Annotated in this window: 23 protein-coding genes; 12 read left to right on the top strand and 11 right to left on the bottom strand. The window is 63.3% G+C overall.

Translation table 11 applies throughout. The annotated features are described in order from the left end of the window. Positions 1-850: 850 nt before the first annotated feature. The 3 genes from HNE05_RS14365 (at position 851) to HNE05_RS14355 (ending at position 2,833) form a co-directional block, all read left to right on the top strand. Complete coding sequence (locus HNE05_RS14365; RefSeq protein ID WP_173208601.1) at positions 851-1,276, top strand: HIT family protein; 426 nt, start codon at positions 851-853, stop codon at positions 1,274-1,276. Positions 1,277-1,279: 3 nt separating this feature from the next. Then, complete coding sequence (locus HNE05_RS14360) at positions 1,280-1,486, top strand: SlyX family protein (protein ID WP_173208600.1); 207 nt, start codon at positions 1,280-1,282, stop codon at positions 1,484-1,486. Positions 1,487-1,630: 144 nt separating this feature from the next. Further along, positions 1,631-2,833: an ISL3 family transposase gene (locus HNE05_RS14355; RefSeq protein ID WP_173208598.1), complete on the top strand. Its 1,203-nt coding sequence runs from the start codon at positions 1,631-1,633 to the stop codon at positions 2,831-2,833. Between the two features lie 231 nt (positions 2,834-3,064). On the opposite strand, the gene pta is transcribed toward HNE05_RS14355, so the two are convergent. From pta to HNE05_RS14340, 3 genes are all read right to left on the bottom strand, one after another. Then, positions 3,065-5,155, bottom strand: coding sequence for a phosphate acetyltransferase (gene pta, locus HNE05_RS14350; protein ID WP_173208595.1), 2,091 nt, complete (start codon positions 5,153-5,155; stop codon positions 3,065-3,067). Between the two features lie 119 nt (positions 5,156-5,274). Continuing rightward, positions 5,275-6,462: an acetate kinase gene (locus tag HNE05_RS14345; RefSeq protein ID WP_173208593.1), complete on the bottom strand. Its 1,188-nt coding sequence runs from the start codon at positions 6,460-6,462 to the stop codon at positions 5,275-5,277. A gap of 2 nt (positions 6,463-6,464) precedes the next feature. Further along, positions 6,465-6,806: a DUF3565 domain-containing protein gene (locus HNE05_RS14340; RefSeq protein ID WP_173208591.1), complete on the bottom strand. Its 342-nt coding sequence runs from the start codon at positions 6,804-6,806 to the stop codon at positions 6,465-6,467. On the opposite strand from HNE05_RS14340, the gene HNE05_RS14335 reads away from it, so the two are divergent. The 6 genes from HNE05_RS14335 (at position 6,775) to HNE05_RS14310 (ending at position 11,082) form a co-directional block, all read left to right on the top strand. After that, positions 6,775-7,260 (top strand): FKBP-type peptidyl-prolyl cis-trans isomerase, encoded by a 486-nt coding sequence (locus HNE05_RS14335; protein ID WP_173208590.1) that lies wholly within the window; start codon positions 6,775-6,777, stop codon positions 7,258-7,260. The genes HNE05_RS14340 and HNE05_RS14335 overlap by 32 nt on opposite strands. A gap of 147 nt (positions 7,261-7,407) precedes the next feature. Then, complete coding sequence (locus tag HNE05_RS14330; protein ID WP_173208589.1) at positions 7,408-7,890, top strand: glutathione peroxidase; 483 nt, start codon at positions 7,408-7,410, stop codon at positions 7,888-7,890. A 122-nt stretch (positions 7,891-8,012) separates the two neighbouring features. Beyond that, positions 8,013-8,750 (top strand): nitroreductase family protein, encoded by a 738-nt coding sequence (locus HNE05_RS14325; RefSeq protein WP_173208588.1) that lies wholly within the window; start codon positions 8,013-8,015, stop codon positions 8,748-8,750. A gap of 93 nt (positions 8,751-8,843) precedes the next feature. After that, positions 8,844-9,152, top strand: a complete 309-nt coding sequence (locus HNE05_RS14320) for a hypothetical protein (protein WP_173208587.1) — start codon at positions 8,844-8,846, stop codon at positions 9,150-9,152. Between the two features lie 169 nt (positions 9,153-9,321). Beyond that, a complete protein-coding gene (locus HNE05_RS14315) occupies positions 9,322-9,915 on the top strand; it encodes a TetR/AcrR family transcriptional regulator (RefSeq protein WP_476693099.1) in 594 nt (197 codons plus the stop codon). A gap of 57 nt (positions 9,916-9,972) precedes the next feature. Continuing rightward, entirely contained in the window at positions 9,973-11,082 is a 1,110-nt protein-coding gene (locus tag HNE05_RS14310; RefSeq protein ID WP_173208586.1) for an NADH:flavin oxidoreductase, read from the top strand. A gap of 74 nt (positions 11,083-11,156) precedes the next feature. Here HNE05_RS14310 and HNE05_RS14305 read toward each other — a convergent pair whose 3' ends face one another. The 3 genes from HNE05_RS14305 to HNE05_RS14295 form a co-directional block, all read right to left on the bottom strand. After that, complete coding sequence (locus tag HNE05_RS14305; RefSeq protein ID WP_173208585.1) at positions 11,157-12,341, bottom strand: glycosyltransferase family 4 protein; 1,185 nt, start codon at positions 12,339-12,341, stop codon at positions 11,157-11,159. Positions 12,342-12,565: 224 nt separating this feature from the next. Further along, the gene (cysZ, locus tag HNE05_RS14300) at positions 12,566-13,312 is read right to left on the bottom strand and encodes a sulfate transporter CysZ (RefSeq protein ID WP_173208584.1); all 747 of its coding nucleotides are present in this window, start codon (positions 13,310-13,312) and stop codon (positions 12,566-12,568) included. A gap of 45 nt (positions 13,313-13,357) precedes the next feature. Beyond that, positions 13,358-15,316, bottom strand: coding sequence for a sensor domain-containing diguanylate cyclase (locus HNE05_RS14295; protein WP_173208582.1), 1,959 nt, complete (start codon positions 15,314-15,316; stop codon positions 13,358-13,360). A gap of 228 nt (positions 15,317-15,544) precedes the next feature. On the opposite strand from HNE05_RS14295, the gene trxB reads away from it, so the two are divergent. After that, the gene (gene trxB / locus HNE05_RS14290; protein WP_173208573.1) at positions 15,545-16,492 is read left to right on the top strand and encodes a thioredoxin-disulfide reductase; all 948 of its coding nucleotides are present in this window, start codon (positions 15,545-15,547) and stop codon (positions 16,490-16,492) included. 473 nt (positions 16,493-16,965) lie between these two features. Here the strand turns inward: trxB and HNE05_RS14285 are convergent, their stop codons facing one another. The 5 genes from HNE05_RS14285 to HNE05_RS14265 form a co-directional block, all read right to left on the bottom strand. Then, entirely contained in the window at positions 16,966-17,553 is a 588-nt protein-coding gene (locus HNE05_RS14285) for a putative glycolipid-binding domain-containing protein (RefSeq protein WP_173208571.1), read from the bottom strand. Between the two features lie 269 nt (positions 17,554-17,822). Continuing rightward, on the bottom strand, positions 17,823-18,428 hold the full coding sequence (locus HNE05_RS20595; protein WP_173208569.1) for a cold-shock protein: 606 nt from the start codon (positions 18,426-18,428) through the stop codon (positions 17,823-17,825). A 170-nt stretch (positions 18,429-18,598) separates the two neighbouring features. Continuing rightward, a complete protein-coding gene (locus HNE05_RS14275) occupies positions 18,599-19,666 on the bottom strand; it encodes a GGDEF domain-containing protein (RefSeq protein ID WP_173208566.1) in 1,068 nt (355 codons plus the stop codon). A 112-nt stretch (positions 19,667-19,778) separates the two neighbouring features. Beyond that, positions 19,779-20,249: a Dps family protein gene (locus HNE05_RS14270; protein WP_173208564.1), complete on the bottom strand. Its 471-nt coding sequence runs from the start codon at positions 20,247-20,249 to the stop codon at positions 19,779-19,781. Positions 20,250-20,389: 140 nt separating this feature from the next. Next, a complete protein-coding gene (locus tag HNE05_RS14265; protein WP_173208562.1) occupies positions 20,390-21,508 on the bottom strand; it encodes an HD domain-containing phosphohydrolase in 1,119 nt (372 codons plus the stop codon). Between the two features lie 305 nt (positions 21,509-21,813). Between HNE05_RS14265 and aspS the strand changes: the two genes are divergently transcribed. Both aspS and HNE05_RS14255 read left to right on the top strand, forming a co-directional pair. After that, positions 21,814-23,589 (top strand): aspartate--tRNA ligase, encoded by a 1,776-nt coding sequence (aspS, locus tag HNE05_RS14260; RefSeq protein WP_173208560.1) that lies wholly within the window; start codon positions 21,814-21,816, stop codon positions 23,587-23,589. Positions 23,590-23,683: 94 nt separating this feature from the next. Continuing rightward, a complete protein-coding gene (locus HNE05_RS14255; RefSeq protein ID WP_173208558.1) occupies positions 23,684-24,433 on the top strand; it encodes a YebC/PmpR family DNA-binding transcriptional regulator in 750 nt (249 codons plus the stop codon). Positions 24,434-24,478 lie beyond the last annotated feature (45 nt).

The raw sequence follows: 24,478 nt of genomic DNA, 5'->3' as shown, positions 1-24,478 counted from the left end.
AATTAGTTGTTGTATGGGCGGCTCTTTCTTTTTGTGTCGGCGCTAACTTATAGCACGACGAATTAGTTGGCGACAGTTGCCACTTATTCCCTACGGATTATTTACGGCGATGTCGCAAAATCCTATGCGCCATGTCGCAATTCCGTAGCTTTCAGTCGCTTCAATCATCAGCTTTTCGGTTCCTGAAAGGTCTGCAAATCCAATCGCTTAGAGCTCTTCTTCGAGACTTTGCGAGGTGGCTTAGCGGACCGACAGGCATCGAGTTTTTGCCGAGTGCAGGATGTATAGCAACATCCGTGCACAAAATGCCAGATGCCCCCAAAAACTTGCCTGAGCGGCTTGTTTAATGGGTGTCTGGCTTCTGTTTCGGGCCTTCCTGCTGTGCGCTAGCGCCTGCTATAGAGGGCTTAACGGGCTGCCGTATCGAGCATTTCGTTACCGCAGCCTGATTCTGTAAGGAAAAAACTACCCGCAGGTAACGCTGAGTCGAATTCGCGTTGCGCTTATGCACAATAGTGGTGCGGCTGTGCATTGCGTCGGGGCGGTGGGCTGGATTGCGCGCGAAGTCGGGCGAGGGGGTTGTCCTTCGGGGCGCGCCACCTGGCTTCTATGGCGCATGATGCCTGCTCGCCGGGTTCGGTTTGTCGTGCGGGGCGTGATCTTTGTTGGCCGGCTGCGGCAAGGCTTTATGGCCTGTTCTTGTGCAAGTGGTGGCGGAGGCGCCTTGGGGTGGGGCGCGGCACTGGGGAAGGTGCCGGATTGGATTGCTGAAGTTGAGTGAACTGACTCGGTTCTGCCGTTATTCTTTGTACCTGTTATCGATGGGCTTTCGAACTTGAGGAAAGGTCTGATGTTTACCCTGGATTCACGCTTGCAGCAGGACACGTTGCTGATTGGAGATTTCCCCCTTTGTCGCCTGCTGCTGATGAATGATGCCAGTTACCCCTGGTTCATCCTGGTGCCGCGGCGTGAGGCTGTGAGCGAGCTGTTCCAGCTCGATAACGCCGATCAGCAGGCGCTCTGGCTGGAAACCACGCGTCTGGCGGAAACGCTCAAGGATGCCTTTGTGGCCGACAAGATGAATGTCGCGACATTGGGTAATGTGGTCAGTCAGCTGCATATGCATGTGATTGTGCGGCGGCGAGAGGATGCTGCCTGGCCTGCGCCGGTCTGGGGCAAGCATCCCGCCAAGGCTTACGAGCCTGAGCAGATTGCAGCTGTGCGTGAGCGCCTGCGTCTGGTTTTGACGGAAGACTTCTGCTTTGCCGAGGGTTGATGCATGAATCTGGAACAGCGCATTGTCGAGTTGGAAAGCCGCCAGGCTTTTCAGGATGACACCATTGCCGCACTCAATGATGTTCTGGTTGAGCAGCAACGAATTGTCGAGCGCCTGCAATTGCAGTTGGCGGCTTTGGCCCGGCGCCAGGAGGAAATGCAGGGCCAGTTTGGCCTGGATGAAGGCGAGGCGCCGCCACCGCATTACTGACAGTCAGGTAATAAAAAGCCCCGCCAGTGTGCCGGGCTTTTTTATGGCTCTTCGCGGACTCTGGGGGAAGAGCGCGTTGACAGTCAGGGTAGTGGGTAAATTGGCAGTCGCCAAACACACCAACCCCCACACCCTGCTGTCGCCGTGCATCCTATTGATCTTGCTGCTTTCTGGCCAGGCTACGAAGTCGTCGCCTGTCGCCAATCCACTCACGACACCCTGCTAATCAGTCTTGAACCTCAGGCCGAGCGCCTACCGATTTGCAGCCGGTGTGCCAAACCCTGTCCGTTGATCCACGAGCGGCGCATCCGTCAGGTGCGTGACCGTGATCTGCTGGATCAGCGTGTTCTGCTCCAACTGCCGGTGCGCCGCGTCGACTGCTTGGGCTGTGGGCGGGTGACCGAGCGGATTGCCTGGCTGGAGCCATCGTCCCGCCTGACTCAGCGTTTACGGATCTGGCTCGAAAGCTTGTTGCAACTGTTGCCCATCAGCCACATTAGCCGCCTCACTGGCCTGCACTGGCACACGCTCAAGACGCTCGACAAACGCCGTTTGGAAGCTGAGGTGGGTGGCTTCGAGCCGGGCGACGTACGCCGGCTGGTGATGGACGAGTTTGCTTTGCACAAGGGTCATCGCTACGCCACGGTGATCATGGATGCCGAGCGGACGCGGGTGCTGTGGGTCGGCCACGGCAACAGCCGCGAGGCGATCCGTCCATTCTTCGAACTGCTCGGTGAGCGGTGCCAGCAGATTGAGGCGGTGGCCATGGATATGAACACCGCTTTCGACCTGGAAGTGCGGCAGCACTGCCCAAAGGCCGAAGTGGTATACGACCTGTTCCATGTGGTAGCGCGCTACGGTCGTGACGTGATCGACCGGATCCGGGTCGATCAGGCCAACCTCCTGCGCGAAGACAAACCGGCGCGCAAGGTGGTCAAGCAAAGCCGCTGGCTACTGCTACGCAATCGCGAAAACCTCAAGGACGGGCAGGTCGTGCAGTTGCAAGAATTGCTCGCTGCCAACCAGCCACTGGCCACGGTCTATGTGCTCAAGGATGCGTTAAAGGAAGTCTGGTACGCCCCCAGTGTGCGGGAGGGCTGGCGGCGTTGGCGAACCTGGCTGCGGCACGCCCGGGACAGCGGCCTGGCGCCGCTACAACGCTTTGCCCGCAACCTGCGCAAATACGTCCGGGGCATCCTCGCCAGTGCTCGCTTCCCCATGCACACCAGCGTCCTTGAGGGTGTTAACAACCGCATCAAGGTGATCAAACGTATGGCCTATGGCTTCCGGGACTCGGCGTACTTCTTCCTGAAAATCAAGGCCGCCTTCCCCGGAAAAGCGCGATGAACCTTTTTAAACCGGTCTCGGAGCTTCCAAGCTCCCCTCTCCCACTTGTGGTGAGGGGCTGGGGGGTATTGGTCAACTCTCCCTCTCCCCAGTCCTCGGCTTTGGCATCCGGCATCGCTCTACCACCTACATCCATGCAGTCGTCCCCCGTGAACGGGAGAGGGGGCAAAAGCGCATCGCACTCGCCTTGCACACTGTTCATGGGGACACGCAAAGAACGTGAACAGCTTTTTATGACTCCCTGGCTGCCGCCTGGATGGCGGTGAGGGCGATGGTGTAGACGATGTCGTCGACCAGGGCACCGCGCGACAGGTCGTTTACCGGCTTGCGCAGGCCCTGCAGCATCGGCCCCACACTGACGCAGTCGGCACTGCGCTGCACTGCCTTGTAGGTGGTGTTGCCGGTGTTCAGGTCGGGGAAGATAAACACCGTGGCGCGCCCGGCCACCGGGCTGTTCGGTGCCTTCTGCAGGCCGACGCTGGCGATGGCGGCGGCGTCGTATTGCAGCGGCCCATCGATCAGCAACTGCGGGTTCTGTTCGCGGGCTAGGCGCGTGGCTTCGCGGACTTTTTCCACCTCGCTGCCGCTGCCGGAATCGCCGGTGGAGTAGCTGATCATTGCTACCCGCGCGGCAATGCCGAAGGCTTCGGCGGAGGCGGCGCTCTGCAGGGCGATCTCGGCCAGCTCGGCCGCGTTCGGGTCGGGGTTTACCGCGCAGTCGCCGTACACCAGCACCTGATCCGGCAGCAGCATGAAGAACACCGAGGACACCAGGTTGTAGCCGGGCGCGGTCTTGATCAGCTGCAGCGCCGGGCGGATGGTGTTGGCGGTGGTGTGGATGGCGCCGGAGACCAGGCCGTCGACCTCGTCCAGGGCCAGCATCATGGTGCCCATCACCACGGTGTCTTCCAGTTGCGCGGTGGCCATCGGTGCATTGAGGCCCTTGCCCTTGCGCAGCTCGACCATCGGCCCGACATAGCGCTCGCGGATCAGGTCCGGGTCGAGGATTTCCAGGCCTGGCGGCAGCTCGATGCCCTGGGCCTTGGCCACCGCCTGCACCGCTTCCGGCTTGGCCAGCAGCACGCAGCGGGCGATGCCGCGCGCCTGGCAGATGGCGGCGGCCTGCACGGTGCGCGGCTCGCTGCCTTCGGGCAGGACGATGCGCTTGTTCGCTGCCTGGGCACGGCGCATCAGCTGGTAGCGGAATGCCGGGGGCGACATGCGCGCCTCGCGCGGGCTGCCGCAGCGCTGCTTGAGCCAGTCGTGGTCGATATGGCTGGCGACGAATTCGGTGACCTTCTCCGCCCGCTCGCGGTCGTCGATGGGAATTTCCTTGTTCAGCCGGTTGAGGTTGGTCGCCGTGTCGTAGGAGCCGGTGCTCACGCTGAGCACCGGCAGGCCGCTGGCCAGGGCGCCGCGGCACAGCTCCATGATCCGTGGGTCCGGGGCGAAGTCGCTGCACAGCAACAGGCCGGCCAGGGGCACGCCATTCATGGCCGCCAGGCTGGTGGCGAGGATGATGTCGTCGCGGTCGCCGGGGGTCACCACCAGCACGCCGGGCGTCAGCAGTTGCACGGTGTTGGGCACGGCGCGGGCACAGAGGACGATCTTGGCCACCCGACGCTGCTCGTAGTCGCCGGCATTGAGCACCCGCGCACCGAGCAGCTCGGCAATGTCACGGGTGCGCGCGGCATTCAGTTCGTCTTGCCAGGGAATACAGCCGAGCAAACGGAACTGCTCGGTCTTCAGCAGCGGCGAAAGCTCCTGCAGGCGCGCGGCGAAATCCTCGCCGCGCACTTTGTTGAGGATGGTGCCGAGCACTTTCGGCTCTTGCGGTCCGCCGAACAGCTGGGCCTGGATCTCGATGCGGTCGGACAGCTCGGTCATGGCCTGGGCCGAATCGCCCTCCGGTGCCGAGACCAGGATGATTTCGGCATCCAGGCTGCGCGCCAGGTGCACGTTGATCCGTGCCGCGTAGCTGGCGTGGCGGGTTGGCACCATGCCTTCGACGATCAGTACGTCCATGCCTTCGCTGGCCTGCTGGTAGAGGCTGACGATCTCCTCCAGCAGGTCGTCCAGGTGACCGTCGCCGAGCATGTGCTCGACCCGTGCCAGGTCGAGTGGCTTGGGCGGCTTCAGGCCGAGGGTGCGAGCGATCAGTTCGGTGGAACGCTCCGGGCCTGCGTCACCGGGATGGGGCTGGGCGATCGGCTTGAAGAAACCGACCTTCAGGCCGTCGCGCTCCAGGGCACGAACCAGGCCGAGGCTGATCGAGGTGAGGCCGACACCGAAGCCGGTGGGGGCGATGAAGAAGGTCTGCATGGGTTATCCGTCCTGGTAGGCACTCGCGTTGATCGCGAAGCGCTTGCGGCATTCGGTTCGCGAGCAGAGCTCGCTCCTACGGGTGTTTTGACCGGGGTGCGGTGTGGGTCATGAGCGGTTCAGGCATCGAGCAGGGCCAGGGTGTCGAGGGCGATCTGCCGCTCCTCGTTGGTCGGCACCACCAGCACGCGCGGGCTGCCTGGGGCATGGATCGGCCCGGCGGCGCCGCGGGTGCAGGCGGCGTTGGCCGTTTCATCGAGGGCGAGATTGAACAGCTTGAGGTACGCCAGCGTCTTGCTGCGGATCAACGGCGAGTTCTCGCCGATGCCGCCGGTGAAGATCAGCCCGTCCAGCCGCGGCAGGGCACAGCTCATGGCGGCCAGGGACTTGGCCAGGCGGTAGCAGAACACCTCGATGGCCAGGGTCGCGCCGACATGCCCCTGGGCGCGCGCCTGCTCCAGGCTGCGCATGTCATTGGACAGGCCGGACAGGCCAAGCAGGCCGCTTTCCTTGTTCAGCAGGCTGTCGATGCGCTCCAGGCTCCAGCCCAGGGTGCGCGCCAGGTGGCCGTGCAGGTTGGGGTCGACGTCGCCGCTGCGGGTGCCCATCACCAGGCCTTCCAGTGGGGTGAGGCCCATGCTGGTGTCGCGGCTCTGACCGTTGACGATGGCGCAGGTCGAACAGCCATTGCCCAGGTGCGCCGACAGCCAGCTGCTGTCGGCAAAGGCCAGGCCACTCATCTCGGCCGCGCGCTGGCTAACGAAGCGGTGGCTGGTGCCGTGGAAGCCATAGCGGCGCACGCCATGCTCGCGGTACAGCGCCTCCGGTACGGCGTAGCGGAAGGCGTGTTCGGGCAGGCTCTGGTGGAAGGCGGTGTCGAATACCGCGACCTGCGGCAGCTCGGGGAACAGCTTGAGCGCGGCCTCGATACCCAGCAGGTTGGCCGGGTTGTGCAGTGGCGCCAGCGGCGCGGTGGCGCGGATCGCCAGCAGGCTGAGCGGGTCGATCAGGCAGGCGCTGGTGAACTGCTCGCCACCATGCACCACGCGATGGCCGATGCCATGCAGCTGGCCACCAGCGGCGCTTTGCACCAGCGGCAGCAGCTGGGCGAGGGCGGCGCGGTGGTCACCGCCCTGCAGCAACAGGCTGTCCTTGTTGCCGGCGTGCTGCCAGTGCAGCACCGCTTCCGGGCTGGCCAGGCGTTCAGCCAGGCCACTGAGGATGAAGTCGGGTTGGGCTTCGTTGACCAGGGCGAACTTGATCGACGAACTGCCGCAGTTGATCACCAGAATGTTGCGTGCCGGCATGCTTACTCCTTGTTCGTTGTCGGCGCCTTGTAGGCTCTACCTTCCAGCTCGGCCTGACACCAGCCGCAGGCGAACGGCTGGCCGACGCGTTGCTGGCGCTGCTGGGCATCGAGCACCCAGTCGCGGTTCTGCCAGGGCGGCTGGTGGCGCAGGTGCTGAGTATGCCCGCAGGACAGCTCGGCCACCCAATGGCCATCTTCATCCTGATGGAAGCCCAGCAGTTGGCTCCGTCCGTCCGGCTTCTGGTCGCATTCGACCGAGCCGGCAGGTAAACTCGCGCGTTCTTCAATCTTTTGCAAAAGGTCCCACCTCATGCTGATCGCCGCTAACAAGGCAGTCTCCATTGACTATACCCTGACCAACGATGCCGGTGAGGTGATCGACAGCTCCGCCGGTGGCGCACCGCTGGCGTACCTGCACGGCGCCGGTAACATCATCCTCGGCCTGGAAAAGGCCCTCGAAGGCAAGCAGGCCGGTGACGAGCTGAAGGTGGCCATCGAGCCGGTGGATGCCTACGGCGAATACAGCGCCGAGCTGGTAGCTACCCTCAACCGCAGCATGTTCGAAGGTGTCGACGAGCTGGAAGTGGGCATGCAGTTCCATGCCTCCGGCCCGGACGGCGGCATGCAGATCGTCACCATCCGTGACCTCGACGGCGACGACGTGATCGTCGACGGCAACCACCCGCTGGCCGGCCAGCGCCTGCACTTCCAGGTCAAGGTGGTCAGCGTTCGCGAGGCCCTGGCCGAAGAACTGGCACACGGTCATATCCACGGCGAAGGTGGTCATCACCACTGATAAGCAGCCTGATTGATGACCCCGCAAAACGACTTATGGTCGTTCCATCGGTGGTCGCGGCTGCTACGCTGAGTGAACGGAAAAGGCGCCCGCGGGCGCCTTTTTTGTCCTCTGCGCAGAATATCTTGCATGCTCAAGGAGTTATTCATGAGTGCCTTTCACGACCTCAATCTGCGTGCGCTGGATGGCCAGGATCTGCCCCTTGCGCCTTACAAAGGCCAACTGGTGCTGGTGGTCAATGTCGCCTCCAAGTGTGGTCTGACCCCGCAGTACGCCGCCCTGGAAACCCTCTACCAGCAGTACCGCGAGCGCGGCTTTACCGTGCTGGGCCTGCCGTGTAACCAGTTCGCCGGCCAGGAGCCGGGTACTGAAGAGGAAATTCGCACGTTCTGCAGCCTCACCTACGGCGTGACCTTCCCCCTGGGCAGCAAGTTGGAGGTCAACGGCCCCGGCCGTCACCCGCTGTACCGCCTGCTGGCGGGCGAGGGTGCCGAGTTCCCTGGCGACATCACCTGGAATTTCGAAAAATTTCTGGTCGGCCGTGATGGCCGCGTGCTGGCGCGTTTCTCCCCACGCACCACGCCGGATGATCCGGCGCTGATTCAGGCCATTGAGAAAGCGCTCGGTTGATCTTCCGGGCGCATTTGCCCAATAGCGGGCAAATGCGCCAATGCTCCGGCTGTTTCCCCCGTACGGCTTGTCGATCAGTGCATCGCCCTGCTTAATCGGCTGACTTGCCGAGGAGCCCCGCGATGACCAGTTTTCCCCAGGATGATGCCGTGGCCCATGCCTCGCCGGCGGCTTTGCGTGCGCTGATCGAGAGTCGCCGCGCGGTGCGTCGCTTTACCGACGAGGCGGTGCCCGAGGCGGTGATCCGCGACTGCCTGGAACTGGCCGTGCTCGCACCCAACTCCTGCAACCTGCAGCCCTGGAGCTTCCAGGTGATTCGCGATCCGGCACTGCTGGCGCGCCTGCACCCGGTGTGCATGAGCCAGAACGCGGCCAAGGCGCCAGTGATCATCGCCGTGCTGGCGCGCCCGGATACCTGGCGCCAGGCCTGCCAGAACATCGTCGACTACTGGCCCGAACCCGAGGTACCGGCGCGCATCCGCAGCTTCTACGCCAAGACCGCACCGTTCCAGTACAACCAGGGCCCGCTGGGCCTGTTCGGCCTGCTCAAGCGCCAGCTGGTGCGCCTGGCCGCACTGCGCAAGCCGCTGATGCGCACGCCCAACAGCCGGGCGCAGATGCGCATCTGGGCGGTCAAGTCGACGGCCCTGGCCGCCGAGAACCTGATGCTGGCCTTCCAGAGCCACGGCTACGCCACCTGCCCGATGGAAGGCTTCGACGAGGTGCGCCTGCGCAAGGTGCTGGACATCCCGCGCCAGGCGTTGCCGATCATGCTGCTGGCCGTGGGCCGCCAGGGCGAGAAGGGCGTGTACAACCCGCGTCTGCGCTTTCCGCTTGAGCAGCAGGTTACCTGGCTGTGAATCGAGGGCCGTGCCCCGGGAATAAATGAGCACCCTGGCGGTCACACAGACAGGCGCGCTTGCGCTTGTCCGCCATCGCCAAGGAGACCCGAAATGATCCGCCGCGCTATTTGCACATTCGTCGTGCTAGCTGCCATCACGCCACATGTGCTCGCCGATGATGACTCGAACAGACGCTGGTGGCGTGACGACGGGCGCGAGGCGCACTGGGCCAGGCCATGCGAAGTCAAACAGGAATCGAAGCACGGCGAGTTCAAGCGGGAGGTCAAGTGCAAGGACGGCATTGGCGCCACGTGGCACGGGAAGTGGAAGGACGAGTTCTGGGATGGCCCGTGCCACGTCAAACTTGAGGCCGACTACGAGACATTCAAGGAAGAAGTCAAATGCGAGGGGCGCGACTGACCGTGCCCCAGACGCTGCGTCTGTCGATCTGCAGGACATGAGCGGGAACCGACGCCACGCAGGTTGCCGTCGCGCTGGTGTGCCGAACATTCGGCAGAGGTTCTAGGTCACCATCACGCAGATCAATAGTGCTGGGCGAGGCGAGACGACCGGTCATATGCTCGTCGCCATGAACACCAGCATTCGATTCGACAAGCGTGACCTGATCCTGGCCAAGGGCTCGGCGGTGATGACCCGCCGCGGCTACCACGGCACCGGGGTGCAGGAAATCGTCCAGGCGGCGGGCATCCCCAAGGGTTCCTTCTACCACTACTTTGCGAGCAAGGAAGACTTCGCCCTGCAGGCCCTGGAGTTTGTTTACCAGCCGCGCCTGCAGCGCTATGCCGAAGCCCTGGGCAACCCCGAGCTGAGCCCGCGAGCACGTATCCTGGCTTACTACCGCGAGCTGCAGGCGCATTTTCTGCGCCAGGAAAAAGCCGAATACCACTGCTTCATCGGCAGCCTGAGTTTCGAGATGAGCGAGCTGCTGCCGGCCATCGGTGCACAGGTCGAAGCGATTCAGCAGGCTTCGGTGGATATCCTTCAGCGCTGCCTGGAACAGGCCCGCCAGGCCGGCGAGCTGAGTGCCGAGGAAGACTGCGCCAACCTCGCCAGTTTTATCGCCAACGCCTGGCAGGGTGTGCTGGCGCGACTCAAGGTCGGCCGCAGCACGCAAGCCCTGGATGCCTTTATCACCCGTCTGGAGCTGCTGCTGCAGCCCTGATTTTTTAAAACCCGATTAACGAGACGACCGGTCGACCGACCGGCTTGAGGAGCCCCCATGACCGCCCCCGTACAAGCCCTGTTCCAACCGTTCCGCCTGGGTAACCTGGAATTGCCGACCCGCGTGGTGATGGCGCCGATGACCCGTTCCTTTTCCCCGGGCGGCGTGCCCAATGCCCAGGTCGTCGAGTACTACCGTCGCCGCGCCGCTGGCGGTGTCGGCCTGATCGTCACCGAAGGCACTACCGTCGGCCACCAAGCGTCCAACGGCTACCCGCATGTGCCGCGCTTCTACGGTGAAGACGCCCTGGCCGGTTGGAAGCAGGTGGTCGACGCGGTGCACGCCGAAGGCGGCAAGATCGTCCCGCAACTGTGGCACGTGGGTAATGTGCGCAAGCTGGGCACCGAGCCGGACGCCAGCGTGCCGGGCTACGGCCCGAGCGAGAAAGTGAAGGACGGCAACGTGGTCGTGCACGGCATGACCAAGCAGGACATCGCCGAAGTCATCGCCGCCTTCGCCCAGGCCGCCCGCGACGCCCAGGCCATCGGCATGGACGGCGTGGAAATCCACGGTGCCCACGGCTACCTGGTCGACCAGTTCTTCTGGGCCGGCAGCAACCAGCGCAGCGACGAATACGGTGGCGACCTGGCCCAGCGTTCGCGCTTCGCCATCGAGCTGATCCAGGCCGTACGCGCCGCCGTCGGCCCGGATTTCCCGATCATCTTCCGTTTCTCCCAGTGGAAGCAGCAGGACTACAGCGCGCGCCTGGTGACCACTGCCGAAGACCTCGGCGCCTTCCTCAAGCCGCTGTCTGACGCCGGCGTGGACATCTTCCATTGCTCCACCCGCCGCTTCTGGGAGCCGGAGTTCGAAGGTTCCGACCTCAACCTGGCCGGCTGGACCCGCCAGCTGACCGGCAAGCCGACCATCACCGTGGGCAGCGTCGGCCTGGATGGCGAGTTCCTGCAGTTCATGGTCAACACCGACAAGGTCGCCGAGCCGGCCAGCCTGGAGAACCTGCTGGAGCGCCTGAACAAGCAGGAGTTCGATCTGGTGGCTGTGGGCCGTGCCCTGCTGGTCGACCCGGACTGGGCGGTGAAGGTGCGCGACAGCCGCGAGCAGGACATCCTGCCGTTCAGCCGCGAGGCCCTGAAACAGCTGGTCTGATTTCCCCGCTTTACCCCTGGCGTGCTTCGGCACGCCACTTCCAGCCCCGGCACACCGGGGCTTTTTTCGCCGGTCTATTGGCCCTCGGCTGTGCGGCTCGTGGCGCTGTGCAGATGCGTCTCGAACTGCTCAACTATCGCTGCCCAGCCCTGCTTGCCGGCGTGCTGGCGGGCGTTGAGGCGCACCCGGCGCAGGCTTTCGCGGTCTTCCAGCAGCCAGTGCGCGGCGTCGATGAAGCCTTGCTCGTCGCCGGGCATGGCCAGCGCACCGCTATGCCCGTGGCGGATGTGCTGGGCGGCGGCGGCCTGGTCGAAGGCGACCACGGCCAGGCCCGAGGCCAGGGCTTCCAGCACCACGTTGCCGAAGGTCTCCGAAAGGCTGGGGAACAGGAACAGGTCACCGCTGGCGTAGTGCGCGGCCAGTTCTTCGCCACGTTGCAGGCCGCAGAAGATGGCGTCCGGCAGGGCGCTCTGCAGCTGGGCGCGCTGTGGGCCGTCGCCGACCAGCACCAGTTGCAGGCGCTGCTGTGGATAGCGTGCCTGCAGGGCCAGAAAGCTGCGCTGCAGCAAGGCCAGGTTCTTCTCCGGGGCCAGGCGGCCGACATGCAGTACGGCGATGTCATCATCGTGCAGGCCCCAGCTGGCGCGCAGTTCGGCCGAGCGCCGGGCCGGGTGGAACAACTGGCTGTCGACCCCGCGTGCGAGCAGTTGCAGGCGTTCGAAACCACGCCGTTGCAGCTCCAGGCTCTGGCTGGCGCTGGGCACCAGGGTTGTGCTGGTACGGTTGTGGAACCAGCGCAGGTAGTGGGTGAGCAGGCGGGCCAGCAGGCCCAGGCCGTAATGCCCACTGTATTGCTGGAAGTTGGTGTGAAAGCCGCTGACCACCGGAATGCCCAGGCGCCGGGCCGCACGGATGGCGGACAACCCCAGCGGGCCCTCGGTGGCGACATACAGCACGTCCGGGCGATTGTGCTGCCAGCGGCGCAGCAGCTTGTGCAGCGCCGACTGACCCCACTGCAGGCCGCTGTAACCGGGCAGTGGCCAGCCGCGGGTCAGCAGCAGGTCATCATCGCTGCGCCGTTGCTGGTCGTCGCTCTGCCGTGGGCGGATCAGCTGCAGGCGGTGGCCACGCTGCTGCAACCCCTGGCAGAGGCGCCCGAGGGTATTGGCAACGCCGTTGATTTCCGGCGGGAAGGTTTCGCTGACGAGAGCGATATGCAGGCTTGTGACAGTCATGACAGCAGTTTCGGCTGCTGCCATGTAGCGCAGATGACGCGGCGGTTACCGGGTTGTGACAGCGCTGGCCTCAGAGTCTGTTCACGATCTTCTGAATTAGAGCCAGACAAGGAAAAAACGGCTGAGGAAGCGCAGTTTACGATCTGTAAATGAGCATGACTCGCTCCGCTCGCCCCTTCGGGGTCGCCCCATGGGCGTTAGCCGCAAGCGGCTTTCCGAAGCCGTTTTTAACGCGGTATGGCCGCGAGTCAGGAGGTCGTGGATAGACTCTCGCGCTCGCGCACCCAGAACAGGGTGGCCCCGGCCACCGCCGCCGGCATCACCAGGATATTGAAGAAGGGGATCAGCAGCGCCACATACACCGCGCCGCCAAAGCCCAGGCTCTGCCAGCGCTTCTCGCGCAGCCAGGCGAGCATGTCGTCCCAGCTGACCTTGTTGTTGTCGCAGGGATAGTCGATGTACTGCACGGCCATCATCCAGATGCCGAAGAGAATCCACAGCGGCGCAGCGATCAGGTTGAGCACCGGCACGAACGTGAGGATCAGCAGGGGAATGGCGCGTGGCAGGAAGTAGGCCAGCTTGCGCAGCTCGCGGCCGATGGTGCGCGGCATCATGGCCAGCAGCTCGTTCCAGCTGAACGGCGGGAAGTCATCGCGGCCACGCACCACCACTTCGACCTTTTCCGCGAGGAAGCCGTTGAACGGCGCGGCGATGATATTGGCCAGCAGGGTGAAGCTGAAGAACATGATCACCAGGACCAGCAGCACGAACAGCGGCCAGATCAGGTATTCGAGGAAGCTCAGCCAGTCCGGCAGGTTGGGCATGAAGGTGTCGACCCAGCCGCCGAACTGCTGCATGGCCAGGACGATCAGGCCGATGAACAACAGCAGGTTGATGGTCAGCGGCAGCAGTACGAACAGGCGCAAGCCGGGGCTCATTATCAGTTTCAGGCCTTCGCCCAGATACTGCGGGCCAGACAGGGCGGGTTTGAGCATGGTGAAGCTCCGGTAGGCGTGATTAACGCGCCGACCTTACCGATTTTACGACTCTGAAGAAAGCGCTTCGGGCTGGTAGACGCAGGCCCGGTTGCGCTCGCGCTTGGCCTGGTACATGGCGCTGTCGGCAGACTTGATCAGGCCCTCCGGGTCCTGTGCGTGCTCGGGGTAGAGGGCGATACCGATACTCGGTGTAACAAAGTCGATGTGCTGCGCGCCCAGCTGCAGTGGCGTGCTGAGGGCGGCGATCAGGCGTTCGGCAAGCTTGAGTGCCATCTCGCAGGTGGCATCCTGCAACAGCAGGGTGAACTCGTCGCCACCCAGGCGATAGACCCGATCCGGCTGGCGCATGGCATTGCGCAGGCGCTCGGCGATCTTCTGCAGCAGGGCATCGCCGGTGTCGTGGCCGAAGCGGTCGTTGACCTCCTTGAAACGGTCGAGGTCGAGGTACAGCAGGGCCAGCTGACCTTGCTGGCGCTGGGCTTGCTCCAGGGCACTCTTCAACTGTTCGGCAAAGGCCTTGCGGTTGCCCAGGCCGGTCAGCGGGTCGCGGTAGGCCATGTCGAGCAGCTGGTTCTGGTATGCCACCTGGGCGCTGATGTCGCGCAGGATGCCGCGGAAACCGCTGAAGCGGCCCTGGCCGTCGTGGACCAGGGAGAAGCGCGTTTCGTAGTAGCCGAGACTGCCATCGCGGCGACAGAAGGGCGCGGCGAAGGTGGCATTCTCGCCACTGTCGCGGGCCTGGATGAACAGCTGGCGGGCGCGCTGGCTGTCTTCGGCATTGAGGATGTTGTCGAACCTGTGCTGCAGCAGTTCCTCGGCGCTGTAGCCGAGCATCTGGCAGAGCGCGCGGTTGATCGCCATGATCACACCGCTGGCATCCAGCTCGAAGTAGCCATCCTGAATGGCATCGAGAATCTGCCGGTCCCGGGCTTCGCTCTGTTCCAGGCGCTCGAGCATGCGGTTGGCCTCGCCCGCCAGTTGGCCGAGCTCGTCGCGGCCACTGTCGCTGAGGCGCTGGTGCGCGGAGTCCGGACCGATGGCGGCCATCTCGTGGTTCATCCGCGACACCCGATGCAGGATCCAGCGTTCCAGGCCCAGGTAGATCAGCAGCCAGGCGAGCAGGCCGATGGCGCTGCTCAGTAGCAGGAAAATGCCGATGGTCTGGCGGCCATCCTGATAGAGGCGGCGGTCCTTGGTCAGCTCCAGCAGCAGCTCGGGCTCGCCGAGGTTGTTGCTGAACAGCAGCAGTTGCTGCTGACGCTCGGCATCCAGCAGCCGGCGTGGGCTGATGTGCACCGGATTGAGGCTGCTGCTGGGGGCGGGGCGCAGCTGCCAACCAGTCGGCGTGCCGTCTGGCGGTAGCAGGCGCAGCACGGCATTGACCCGGGTCTGCAGTTGCTCGGCGCGTTCACCATCGATGAAGTGCCCGGCGATCAGGGTGCCGCGAGGCTTCAGGCTGCCTTCGCTGTTGCTGATCGGGCTAGTGGCCAGCACCACGGGCACGCCCTGTATCAGCACGAGTTGCCCTTTGAGATCGCCGCTGTCGTTGTGCCGCAGGCGCTTGCTCAGGTTGAGAATGTCGTCGCGCAGTGACAGATGGTCGTCCGGGCGCTGGTCGCCGAGTACCAGCAGCTCCGGCAGATCCGGCGGCTGCCACTGTTCGGCGTAAACCCGCCCCTGCAGGTCGAGGAAGACCATAAAGTCGAGGTCCAGCAGGCGCATGGCTTCGGTGTCCATGTTGCTGCGGATGAAGTCCTGATTGCGATTCTGCATGAAGGCGTAGCTGTCATCCCACTCTGCATAGCCCTGTACGAGCTCGAGGGTGTACTTGAGGTTGTCGTCCAGCAGGCTGCGCAGACGTTTGACCTCGGTGTCCAGCAGGACGCTGTCTTGGCGATCGAAACGACTGAGGATGAGCTGTTGCGAGAGCACGAAGGCGCTGCTCAGGACCAGCACCAGCAGGGGGCCAAACAACCAGAACAGACGTTTGCGCAGAGTCATGACGGGTCTACTGCTGGGGCTTGGTGATGAAATTGAGTATAGCCATGCATGGATAGGACTCCGGGTCACATAGCCAGACTCTATTGTCGGCATTGAGAAACGAAATTTTCGCCTATCTATCGGACTGCGTAGGCTGGCCACAGTTGCGTTTCCCAGGGGCTGTCCGCGTTTTTCCAGCCTTCCCCAAGTGCTTTGGCTGGCCCCTCTTTTATTAACCTGGAGTTGTCCATGTCCGCCATTCGTCATTCCCGCGTGATCATTCTCGGCTCCGGCCCGGCCGGCTACAGCGCCGCGGTGTATGCCGCGCGGGCCAACCTCAAACCGCTGCTGATCACTGGCATGCAGGCCGGTGGGCAGCTGACCACCACCACCGAAGTCGACAACTGGCCGGGCGACCCGCACGGGCTGACCGGCCCGGCGCTGATGCAGCGCATGCAGGAGCATGCCGAGCGCTTCGAGACCGAGATCGTCTTCGACCACATCAATGCCGTGGACCTGGCCGGCAAGCCTTTCACCCTGAGCGGTGACAATGCCACCTACACCTGCGATGCGCTGATCATCGCCACGGGCGCCAGCGCCCGTTACCTGGGACTGCCGTCCGAAGAGCTGTTCATGGGCAAGGGTGTGTCCGCTTGCGCCACCTGTGACGGTTTCTTCTACCGCAATCGCGAAGTGGCGGTGGTCGGTGGCGGCAACACGGCGGTGGAAGAGGCGCTGTACCTGGCCAATATCGCCAGCAAAGTGACCCTGGTGCATCGCCGTGAGACGTTCCGCGCCGAGAAGATCCTGCAGGACAAGCTGCGGGCGCGGGTCGCCGAAGGCAAGATCGTGCTCAAGCTGAATGCCGAAGTCGATGAAGTGCTGGGCAACGACCTGGGTGTTACCGGCGTGCGCCTGCGCAACAACGATGGCAGCAGCGCAGAGCTAACCGTCGACGGCCTGTTCGTGGCCATCGGCCACACGCCGAACACCTCGCTGTTCGAGGGCCAGCTGGCGCTCAAGGACGGTTACCTGGTGGTCAATGGCGGGCGTGAGGGCAATGCCACCGCCACCAACGTGCCCGGCGTGTTCGCCGCGGGCGACGTGGCCGACCATGTCTACCGCCAGGCCATCACCTCGGCCGGTGCCGGTTGCATGGCGGCGCTGGATGTAGAGCGCTATCTAGACACGTTGTAAGCTTCGCCTAGGCGTCCGTAAATAGGCGCTGAACAGTCGCGCGGTAGCCTGGATGTAATCCGGGAGCGGAGCTGCCAGTTCCCCGGATTGCATCCGGGCTACGACTTAAGCGCTTTGCTCCCCTCTCCCGTTCACGGGAGAGGGGACTGTCCGTGTTGCCAGAAAGTCATGACCGCATTGCCCGGCCGCTGCATTGGTCGCAAGGAAAAACACCGCTTTCCAGCGTTGTAGCCCGGATGCAATCCGGGAGATGAACTGTGTGTTTCCCGGATTGCATCCGGGCTACGACTGCTCATTTACACCTCGCACACTCCGCGTCCTCGCCCGATTGATGCGCTGGCGCTTACCCTTCGGGCCAGCCTGCGGTTGTTACTCCCGTGGGTCGTGGCGCCTTGCCTGGCTCTAGCTCAAAAGACCCAAAACAGGCTCGCGGCTCGTTCAGGAGGAAAAAGCCCCGCGATTGCGGGGCTTTTTCATACCAGGGTATTCAGGCTCAGGGTGCGCGAGCTGATGCGCAGGTATTCCGCGCTGGAGCGCATCAGCAGGGCGTCCTGATCGACCAGCAGTTCGCTGGCGGCATGGCCTTCCGCTTCGCTGCGGTACAGCGCCTGGCCGTCGCTCTGGCGCAGGTACTGGTAGCGCTGGCTGCGGGCCTCCACGCGCAGGCTGAGCAGGTCGACGTAGGCGACGTCCAGCTGTTCGCTTTCGCCGACTTCCAGGGCGCAGCGCTGCAGGGCAGGGGTATGGGTAAAGGGTGAGGCGGAGAGCATGACCTGCTGGCACTGGGCGAGGTCCTCTCGCAGTTCGCCGTTGAGGAACCAGTGGCCGCGGATATCGCGGCGCAGATCGAGGCTGCGCTGGCCCTGGTTGTCGACTTTCAGCCAGAGGCGGCGGAAGCGCCAGCGCACATCACACTTGAGCACGTAGGTGGCGGCAATGCTGTTGCCACGGATGCTCTGCATCAGGTGGCTGCTGGCATTGATGCCGTGGCTGTCGATATCCAGGCTGAGGTGCTCGACGCCCGGGTTGCTCCAGGGTTTCCAGACCAGACTTTGTTGCATCCTTGCACTCCACGGCTCAAGGGCCGGGGCCTCGCGTCAGCATCCTGCTGACGACCTTACTGAAGGCACCCGACGCTCAGATGGCGGCAGGATAAGGGGCTTTCTGGCGGCTGTCTGTCAGCCAAAGCCGACAGTTAGGCAGCTTTTTGCGCAGTTCAGGACCCGTTTACGATCTTCTGAATTAGAGCCGGACAAGGCAAAAATGGCCGAGGAAGCGCAGTTTACGAGCTGTAAATGAGCATTCCGAGGCCATTTTTATTGCTGTCGCTTCAGCGGCGGCTGGGTAGTGCGGCAATAACGTCTTCTGCTTGCAGTCCCTTGTCACGCTGCATGACCGAGAACTCCACGCGCTGGCCTTCGACCAGGATGCGGTGACCTTCGCCACGGATGGCGCGGAAGTGCACGAAGATATCTTCGCCCATGTCGCGCGAGATAAAGCCGAAGCCTTTGGAGGTATTGAACCACTTCACGGTGCCGGTTTCGCGGTTGCCCAGATCCTGGGGCATGGCTGCCGACAGCTTCTGACGCAGCTTGCAATGGATGCCAAGGTGCAGTGCCACGGCCAGGGCGGCAGCAGTCAGGCTGAGCAGAATTGCCGGTTGACCGCTTACCAGTGGCAGCGGGGCCAGCAGTACCAGGGCTTGAAGCAGTACGGCCAGCACCAGCAGGAGAGAAACCAGTGTCTGCAACTGATTGCGCATGCCGGGTTGGCGGAGTGTCAGCAGGGGGGCGACAAGCAGATTGCTCATGCCGAGAAGGGCGAGGTATAGCGCGTCAGCCTGTTGCAGATAGGGCAGAGCGTCAGGGTGCAGGCTGGGAATGAAGGAAAGCAGCAGGGCGGTGACGCCCGTAAACAGATGGACAATCTTCAACATGTTCAATGAACTCACTGTTAAACGCTGGCAAAAAAGGACGAGCGATGTGTTGCGCGGTGCCCGGGTATTGAGTGGGCAGGGGTGAAGCGGGGGTGATCCCGCCTATGTTGCGGTAGCTCAGGGCCGTGCAACACGGGCGTATTTAACCGCAAAGCGGATGGCTACTCAAATCATGCGCTTAGCGCAGTTTCCGGGGTGGCGGGGTGGATCTGATTGCGGCCATTGCGTTTGGCCTGGTAGAGGGCGTCGTCGGCCCGGGTCAGCAGGCTTTCGAAGGTGTCACTGTTGTTCGCCAGCGCCAGGCCGAAAGAGGCGGTGACCGTGTCGAGAATCTTGTCGGTACTGCGTACCTTGATGCGCAGTGCCTGGATTTTCTGACGCAGTTGTTCGGCAAAAATATGGGCGCTGTGCAGGTCGAAACAGTCGCGCAGGATGACGCAAAACTCTTCGCCGCCGTAGCGGGCGGCTACCCCGCGAGGTGGCAGTAGATCGCGCATTAACTGGCCGACATGCTGCAGCACGCGGTCGCCCAGGGGGTGGCCGTACTGGTCGTTGAACAGCTTGAAGTGGTCGATGTCGAGCATGACCAGGGCCAGGCCGTGCTGGTCGGTGCTCAGTGCCTGCTCGAGCAGGCGGGTAAAAGCGTGGCGGTTGAAGACGTTGGTCAGGCTGTCCAGGGTCGCGGCAATATGCGCTCGTTCCAGCTGGCTGCGCAGGTGTTGGATTTCGGCTTGGGCGGCGCGCAGGCGGTAGAGGAACTTCTCCTGCTGCTCCTGCATTTCCTGGGTGCTTTGCTGCAGGTCGCTGAGTACGTTTGGCAGGTCTTCGGTGACGGGCTCCTGCAGTGCGGCCAGGCCCAGGGTCAGGCTGTTTTGGTAATGCTGGCTGCCGGTCACGCTGTGCGACACATCGACTTCGATGTCGTCGACCAGATCCATTACTTGTTGCTGTCCGGCGCGGGCATCTTCGATTTCACCGCGGATGATGAAGTCGCGGAACAATTTGAGCGCGCTTTCCGGGGGGAAGCTGTCGAAGTCCTTGACGATCTTGTCCAGGCGCCGATTCAGGTCCGGCTCCAGGCCCCTGCTGTAGGTGTACCAGAGCGCGTAGTGCATCGGATTCGGCGGAATATCGTGGCGCATCATGTGCGGCACGGCCTGTTTGAGCAGCGCCGCAGCTTCACGGGTCTCTTCCGGGAAAAGTTCGAGAATGGAAGGAGCTTTTGGCGGCTGGCTCATGCACGTCACTGTGGCAAGGTGGGCGAATAGGCAAAGATTAGATTAGGCAGCGCGGTTGCGCCTGGTAAAAGGCCCGGTCTGGCCGGGCATTTGCTCTCCTGCTCGCAGAGTATCAGGCGGCCAGCAGGCTGCGCAGCATCCAGGCGGTCTTTTCGTGCACCTGCATGCGCTGGGTGAGCAGGTCCGCAGTCGGCTCGTCGCTGACTTTTTCCAGCAGCGGGAAGATGCCGCGCGCGGTGCGCACCACGGCCTCCTGGCCTTGAACCAACAGCTTGATCATGTCCTGGGCGCCCGGCACGCCTTCTTCTTCCTTGATCGACGACAGGCGAGCATAGGCGGCGTAGGTGCCTGGCGCAGGAAAGCCGAGGGCGCGGATGCGCTCGGCGATCAGGTCGACGGCCAGTGCAAGTTCGGTGTACTGCGCCTCGAACATCAGGTGCAGGGTGTTGAACATCGGGCCGGTCACGTTCCAGTGGAAGTTATGGGTCTTCAGGTACAGGGTGTAGGTGTCCGCCAGCAGGCGGGACAGCCCTTCGGCGATGGCGGCGCGGTCCTGTTCGGCGATACCGATGTTGATTTCCATTTCTTGCTTCTCCTCTCGGGTGGCCGGGGTAGACGCTCCCCGTAATGGTTCGAGCCTATCATGGGGCATCCCGGTGCGACCTTGGCTTATATCAATAGAGGCGATGTTCTGGGTCTATAACGCTGCATGTGTTGGGACTTTCAGAGGCGCGCCAGTTCCGGGTGCTGCTGCAGTGTGCGGTTGAATACATCGACCCAGTGGACGCTGAACTGCCTGTTGGCCAGGTTGTTGATCTCCAATATGGCGCGCAGCCGCGGGCGCTTGCTCAGGGTCTGGTGGGCGCGCTCATGGGTGCGCGCGTCGAAGGTGTCGGCGATATTGAGGATCAGTGCGCCAGGGTGGATTTCGCTCTCGCGCAAGCCTTTCGGATAGCCGCTGCCGTCCGCGTGTTCCTGGTGCTGCAGGATGATTTCTGCCGCACTGGCCCAGGTTGGCATGCGTTTGAGCATGTCATAGGCCTGGCGTGGGTGGGCCTGCATCTGTCGGCGTTCCTCGCGGCTCAGGTGTTCTTCCTTGTGCAGCAGGTCGAGCGGCAGAAAGGCCATGCCCAGGTCGTGCAGGCAGACGGCCGCTGCCAGTTGTGCCGGTTCTACCGGTTCGCCTGCCGCCGCATTCATGCCCAGGGCCAGGCTGAGTAGGCGCTGACCGCGGCCATGCCAGTAATGCGAGCGATGCTCGCCGGCTTCCATCAGCTCGCTGAAAAACAGCAGGTCCGCATCGGCTGCGATGCCGTGCTCGGCGAGCAGCTTGTGGGTGTGCGACTGGCTCGGCAACTCCACGGGTTGCAAGCGGGTAGCAGGGTCCAGGTGTTGTAGCAGGGTGCGGCGGATTTCCGTTTGCCGTGCCGCCGGGGCTGCTGCTAGTGCTTGTAGGGCCTGGCACAGGCTGTTGAAGGCGCGCGGGTCGAGCGCGGCAGGTGCACCGCCGAGGGCTTCGTCGATCAGGCTGCGCAGGTGATCGAGGCTGAGCAGGAGGATATCGCCCAGCAGGCTGTCGAACTCCAGTTCGCCTTCGCGCAGTTGCGCCAGCACGTCTTCCATGGCCTGGGGTAGAGGCAGCAAGCTGTTCAGCTCGACGTAGCCCAGGTTGCCCTTGAGCGTGTGGACCACCCGAAACAGCTCGCGCAGCCGGGCGTTGTCCTGGGGGTGGCGCTCCAGTTCGATCAGCAGTTGCTCGCAGCGGGGCAATTGCTCGGCCGTGTCGAGGCGAAAATCATCCAGCAGGTCGCTGGAAAGGTCGGCAGGGCGTGGCGTGGCCATGTCAGGTCTCCGCAGGGGCTGAACCGACAGTATAGAAAGCAGTGGCGAAAGCGGCGGGGCGGGCGGCTGCGCGGTGGCAATTAACCATATATAATCCCGCCCCTTGCCCCGGATGCGGGCATGCGCCTGCCTGCTGCACCGCTGGTCGATTGCTTGACCTGCTCCGCGTCCGAATTGAAGAAAATGCTCGTTCTGGCCCTTGTGGCAAGCCCCGCGCGGCTTACGAGTGCTGTGTAAACGGCCCCGGCGCCGCCAGTTGGCCGCCCCGACGAATTCAAGACTGATTAGAGAAGCGAACCACCATCATGATGCGCAGCCACTATTGCGGCCAGTTGAACGAGAGCCTGGACGGTCAGGAAATCACCCTTTGCGGTTGGGTCCATCGTCGTCGTGACCACGGTGGCGTGATCTTCCTCGATATCCGTGACCGTGAAGGTCTGGCCCAGGTGGTGTTCGACCCGGATCGCGCCGAGACCTTCGCCAAGGCCGACCGCGTGCGCAGCGAGTACGTGGTCAAGATCACCGGCAAGGTACGCCTGCGCCCCGAAGGCGCGCGTAACGCCAACATGGCCTCCGGCGCCATCGAAGTGCTGGGTTACGAGCTGGAAGTGCTCAACGAAGCGGAAACCCCGCCGTTCCCGCTCAACGAATACACCGACGTTGGCGAAGAAACCCGCCTGCGCTACCGCTTCATCGACCTGCGTCGCCCGGAAATGGCCGAGAAGCTCAAGCTGCGTTCGCGCATCACCTCGAGCATCCGTCGCTACCTGGACGAGAATGGCTTCCTCGATGTGGAAACGCCGATCCTCACTCGTGCCACTCCGGAAGGCGCGCGCGACTACCTGGTGCCGAGCCGCACCCACGCCGGCAGCTTCTTCGCCCTGCCGCAGTCGCCGCAGCTGTTCAAGCAACTGCTGATGGTGGCCGGCTTCGACCGCTACTACCAGATCGCCAAGTGCTTCCGCGACGAAGACCTGCGTGCCGACCGCCAGCCGGAATTCACCCAGATCGACATCGAGACCAGCTTCCTCGATGAAAAAGACATCATGGGCATCACCGAGACCATGATCCGCAACCTGTTCAAAGAAGTGCTGGATGTGGAGTTCGGCGAGCTGCCGCACATGACCCTGGCCGAGGCCATGCGTCGCTTCGGTTCGGACAAGCCGGACCTGCGCATCCCGCTGGAGCTGGTGGATGTGGAAGACCAGCTCAAGGACGTCGACTTCAAGGTGTTTGCCGGTCCGGCCAACGACCCCAAGTGCCGCGTGACTGCGCTGCGCGTACCGGGTGGGGCGAGCATGCCGCGCAAGCAGATCGACGACTACACCAAGTTCGTCGGCATCTACGGCGCCAAGGGCCTGGCCTACATCAAGGTCAACGAGCGCGCGCAGGGCGTCGAAGGCCTGCAGTCGCCGATCGTCAAAAACATCCCGCTGGACAATATCAACGTGATCCTCGATCGCGTCGGTGCAGTTGACGGCGACATCGTGTTCTTCGGCGCCGACAAGGCCAAGATCGTCAGCGAGGCACTGGGCGCGCTGCGCATCAAGCTCGGCCATGACCTGAATCTGCTGACCTGCGAGTGGGCGCCGCTGTGGGTGGTCGACTTCCCGATGTTCGAGGAAAACGACGATGGCAGCCTGACCGCCATGCACCACCCGTTCACTGCGCCGAGCTGCAGCCCGCAAGAGCTGGAAGCCAACCCGGCGACCGCGCTGTCGCGTGCCTACGACATGGTGCTCAACGGCACCGAGCTGGGTGGCGGTTCGATCCGTATCCACGACAAGGCCATGCAGCAGACCGTGTTCCGCGTGCTGGGCATCAGCGAAGAAGAGCAGCAGGAGAAATTCGGCTTCCTCCTCGATGCACTGAAGTTTGGTGCGCCGCCCCATGGTGGTCTGGCCTTCGGTCTGGATCGCCTGGTCATGCTGATGACCGGCGCCAGCTCGATCCGCGAAGTGATCGCCTTCCCGAAAACCCAGAGCGCGGCCTGCGTCATGACCCAGGCCCCGGGTCTGGTCGACAACAAGGCGCTGCGCGAGCTGCATATTCGTCTGCGCGAGCAAGCCAAGGCCGAATAAGCCGCTACGAGAAGCCTGGATTTCCAGGCTTCTTCGTTATGGGGTGCGAATTTTTATACCCGTGCAATCTTCAGTGAGAAATACGGAGTGAGTTATGGCTGGTCATTCCAAGTGGGCCAACATCAGGCACCGCAAAGGGCGTCAGGACGCCAAGCGCGGCAAGATCTTCACCAAACTGATTCGTGAGCTGACCGTCGCGGCCAAGCATGGCGGCCCGTTGCCGGCGGATAATCCGCGCCTGCGCCTGGCCGTGGACAAGGCGCTGACCGCCAACATGTCACGTGACGTGATCGACCGGGCGATTGCCCGCGGTGCCGGCAACAACGAAGCCGACAATGTCGTCGAGTTCAGCTACGAAGGCTATGCGCCCAGCGGCGTGGCCATCATCGTCGAGGTCATGACCGACAATCGCAACCGCACCGCCGCCGAAGTGCGGCATGCCTTCACCAAGTGCGGTGGCAACCTTGGCACCGATGGCTCGGTGGCCTACATGTTCGAGCGCAAGGGGCAGATCAGCTTCGCTCCGGGCGTCAGCGAAGATGCCTTGATGGAAGCGGCGCTGGAAGCCGGTGCGGATGACGTGGAGATGGGCGAGGACGGTTCGGCGCTGGTGTCGACCAGTTTTGCCGAGTTCCTGTCGGTCAACGAGGCGCTGACGGCAGCCGGTTTCAAGGGCGAGGAGGCGGAAGTCGCCATGATCCCCTCGATCAGTGCGCCGGTTACTGACCTGGAAACTGCGAAGAAGGTCATGAAGCTGATCGACATGCTGGAAGACCTCGATGATGTGCAGGAGGTCTACCACAACGCGGAAATCCCCGACGAGATCATGGAGCAGTTGGACTGATCCTCTCTGTGGCTAAAAAGCCGGAAGTCGCCCCAGGCGCTTCCG

The sequence above is a fragment of the Pseudomonas campi genome (assembly GCF_013200955.2).
In the GTDB taxonomy this organism is placed as follows: Bacteria; Pseudomonadota; Gammaproteobacteria; order Pseudomonadales; family Pseudomonadaceae; genus Aquipseudomonas; species Aquipseudomonas campi.
The sequence above is the reverse complement of the archived record's forward strand: the minus strand, read 5'-3'. Positions and strand labels throughout refer to the sequence as shown.

Coding starts and splice junctions, on each gene's coding strand:
- HNE05_RS14325 (WP_173208588.1), top strand. CDS start 8,013: ATGACCAGTTTTCCCCAGGATGATGCCGTGGCCCATGCCTCGCCGGCG.
- HNE05_RS14330 (WP_173208589.1), top strand. CDS start 7,408: ATGAGTGCCTTTCACGACCTCAATCTGCGTGCGCTGGATGGCCAGGAT.
- HNE05_RS14275 (WP_173208566.1), bottom strand. CDS start 19,666: ATGAGCCAGCCGCCAAAAGCTCCTTCCATTCTCGAACTTTTCCCGGAA.
- aspS (WP_173208560.1), top strand. CDS start 21,814: ATGATGCGCAGCCACTATTGCGGCCAGTTGAACGAGAGCCTGGACGGT.
- cysZ (WP_173208584.1), bottom strand. CDS start 13,312: ATGCTCAAACCCGCCCTGTCTGGCCCGCAGTATCTGGGCGAAGGCCTG.
- HNE05_RS14335 (WP_173208590.1), top strand. CDS start 6,775: ATGCTGATCGCCGCTAACAAGGCAGTCTCCATTGACTATACCCTGACC.
- HNE05_RS14310 (WP_173208586.1), top strand. CDS start 9,973: ATGACCGCCCCCGTACAAGCCCTGTTCCAACCGTTCCGCCTGGGTAAC.
- HNE05_RS14270 (WP_173208564.1), bottom strand. CDS start 20,249: ATGGAAATCAACATCGGTATCGCCGAACAGGACCGCGCCGCCATCGCC.
- HNE05_RS14285 (WP_173208571.1), bottom strand. CDS start 17,553: ATGCAACAAAGTCTGGTCTGGAAACCCTGGAGCAACCCGGGCGTCGAG.
- HNE05_RS14345 (WP_173208593.1), bottom strand. CDS start 6,462: ATGCCGGCACGCAACATTCTGGTGATCAACTGCGGCAGTTCGTCGATC.
- HNE05_RS14255 (WP_173208558.1), top strand. CDS start 23,684: ATGGCTGGTCATTCCAAGTGGGCCAACATCAGGCACCGCAAAGGGCGT.
- HNE05_RS14315 (WP_476693099.1), top strand. CDS start 9,322: ATGAACACCAGCATTCGATTCGACAAGCGTGACCTGATCCTGGCCAAG.
- trxB (WP_173208573.1), top strand. CDS start 15,545: ATGTCCGCCATTCGTCATTCCCGCGTGATCATTCTCGGCTCCGGCCCG.
- HNE05_RS14305 (WP_173208585.1), bottom strand. CDS start 12,341: ATGGCAGCAGCCGAAACTGCTGTCATGACTGTCACAAGCCTGCATATC.
- HNE05_RS14295 (WP_173208582.1), bottom strand. CDS start 15,316: ATGACTCTGCGCAAACGTCTGTTCTGGTTGTTTGGCCCCCTGCTGGTG.
- HNE05_RS20595 (WP_173208569.1), bottom strand. CDS start 18,428: ATGTTGAAGATTGTCCATCTGTTTACGGGCGTCACCGCCCTGCTGCTT.
- HNE05_RS14340 (WP_173208591.1), bottom strand. CDS start 6,806: ATGGAGACTGCCTTGTTAGCGGCGATCAGCATGAGGTGGGACCTTTTG.
- pta (WP_173208595.1), bottom strand. CDS start 5,155: ATGCAGACCTTCTTCATCGCCCCCACCGGCTTCGGTGTCGGCCTCACC.
- HNE05_RS14360 (WP_173208600.1), top strand. CDS start 1,280: ATGAATCTGGAACAGCGCATTGTCGAGTTGGAAAGCCGCCAGGCTTTT.
- HNE05_RS14320 (WP_173208587.1), top strand. CDS start 8,844: ATGATCCGCCGCGCTATTTGCACATTCGTCGTGCTAGCTGCCATCACG.
- HNE05_RS14365 (WP_173208601.1), top strand. CDS start 851: ATGTTTACCCTGGATTCACGCTTGCAGCAGGACACGTTGCTGATTGGA.
- HNE05_RS14265 (WP_173208562.1), bottom strand. CDS start 21,508: ATGGCCACGCCACGCCCTGCCGACCTTTCCAGCGACCTGCTGGATGAT.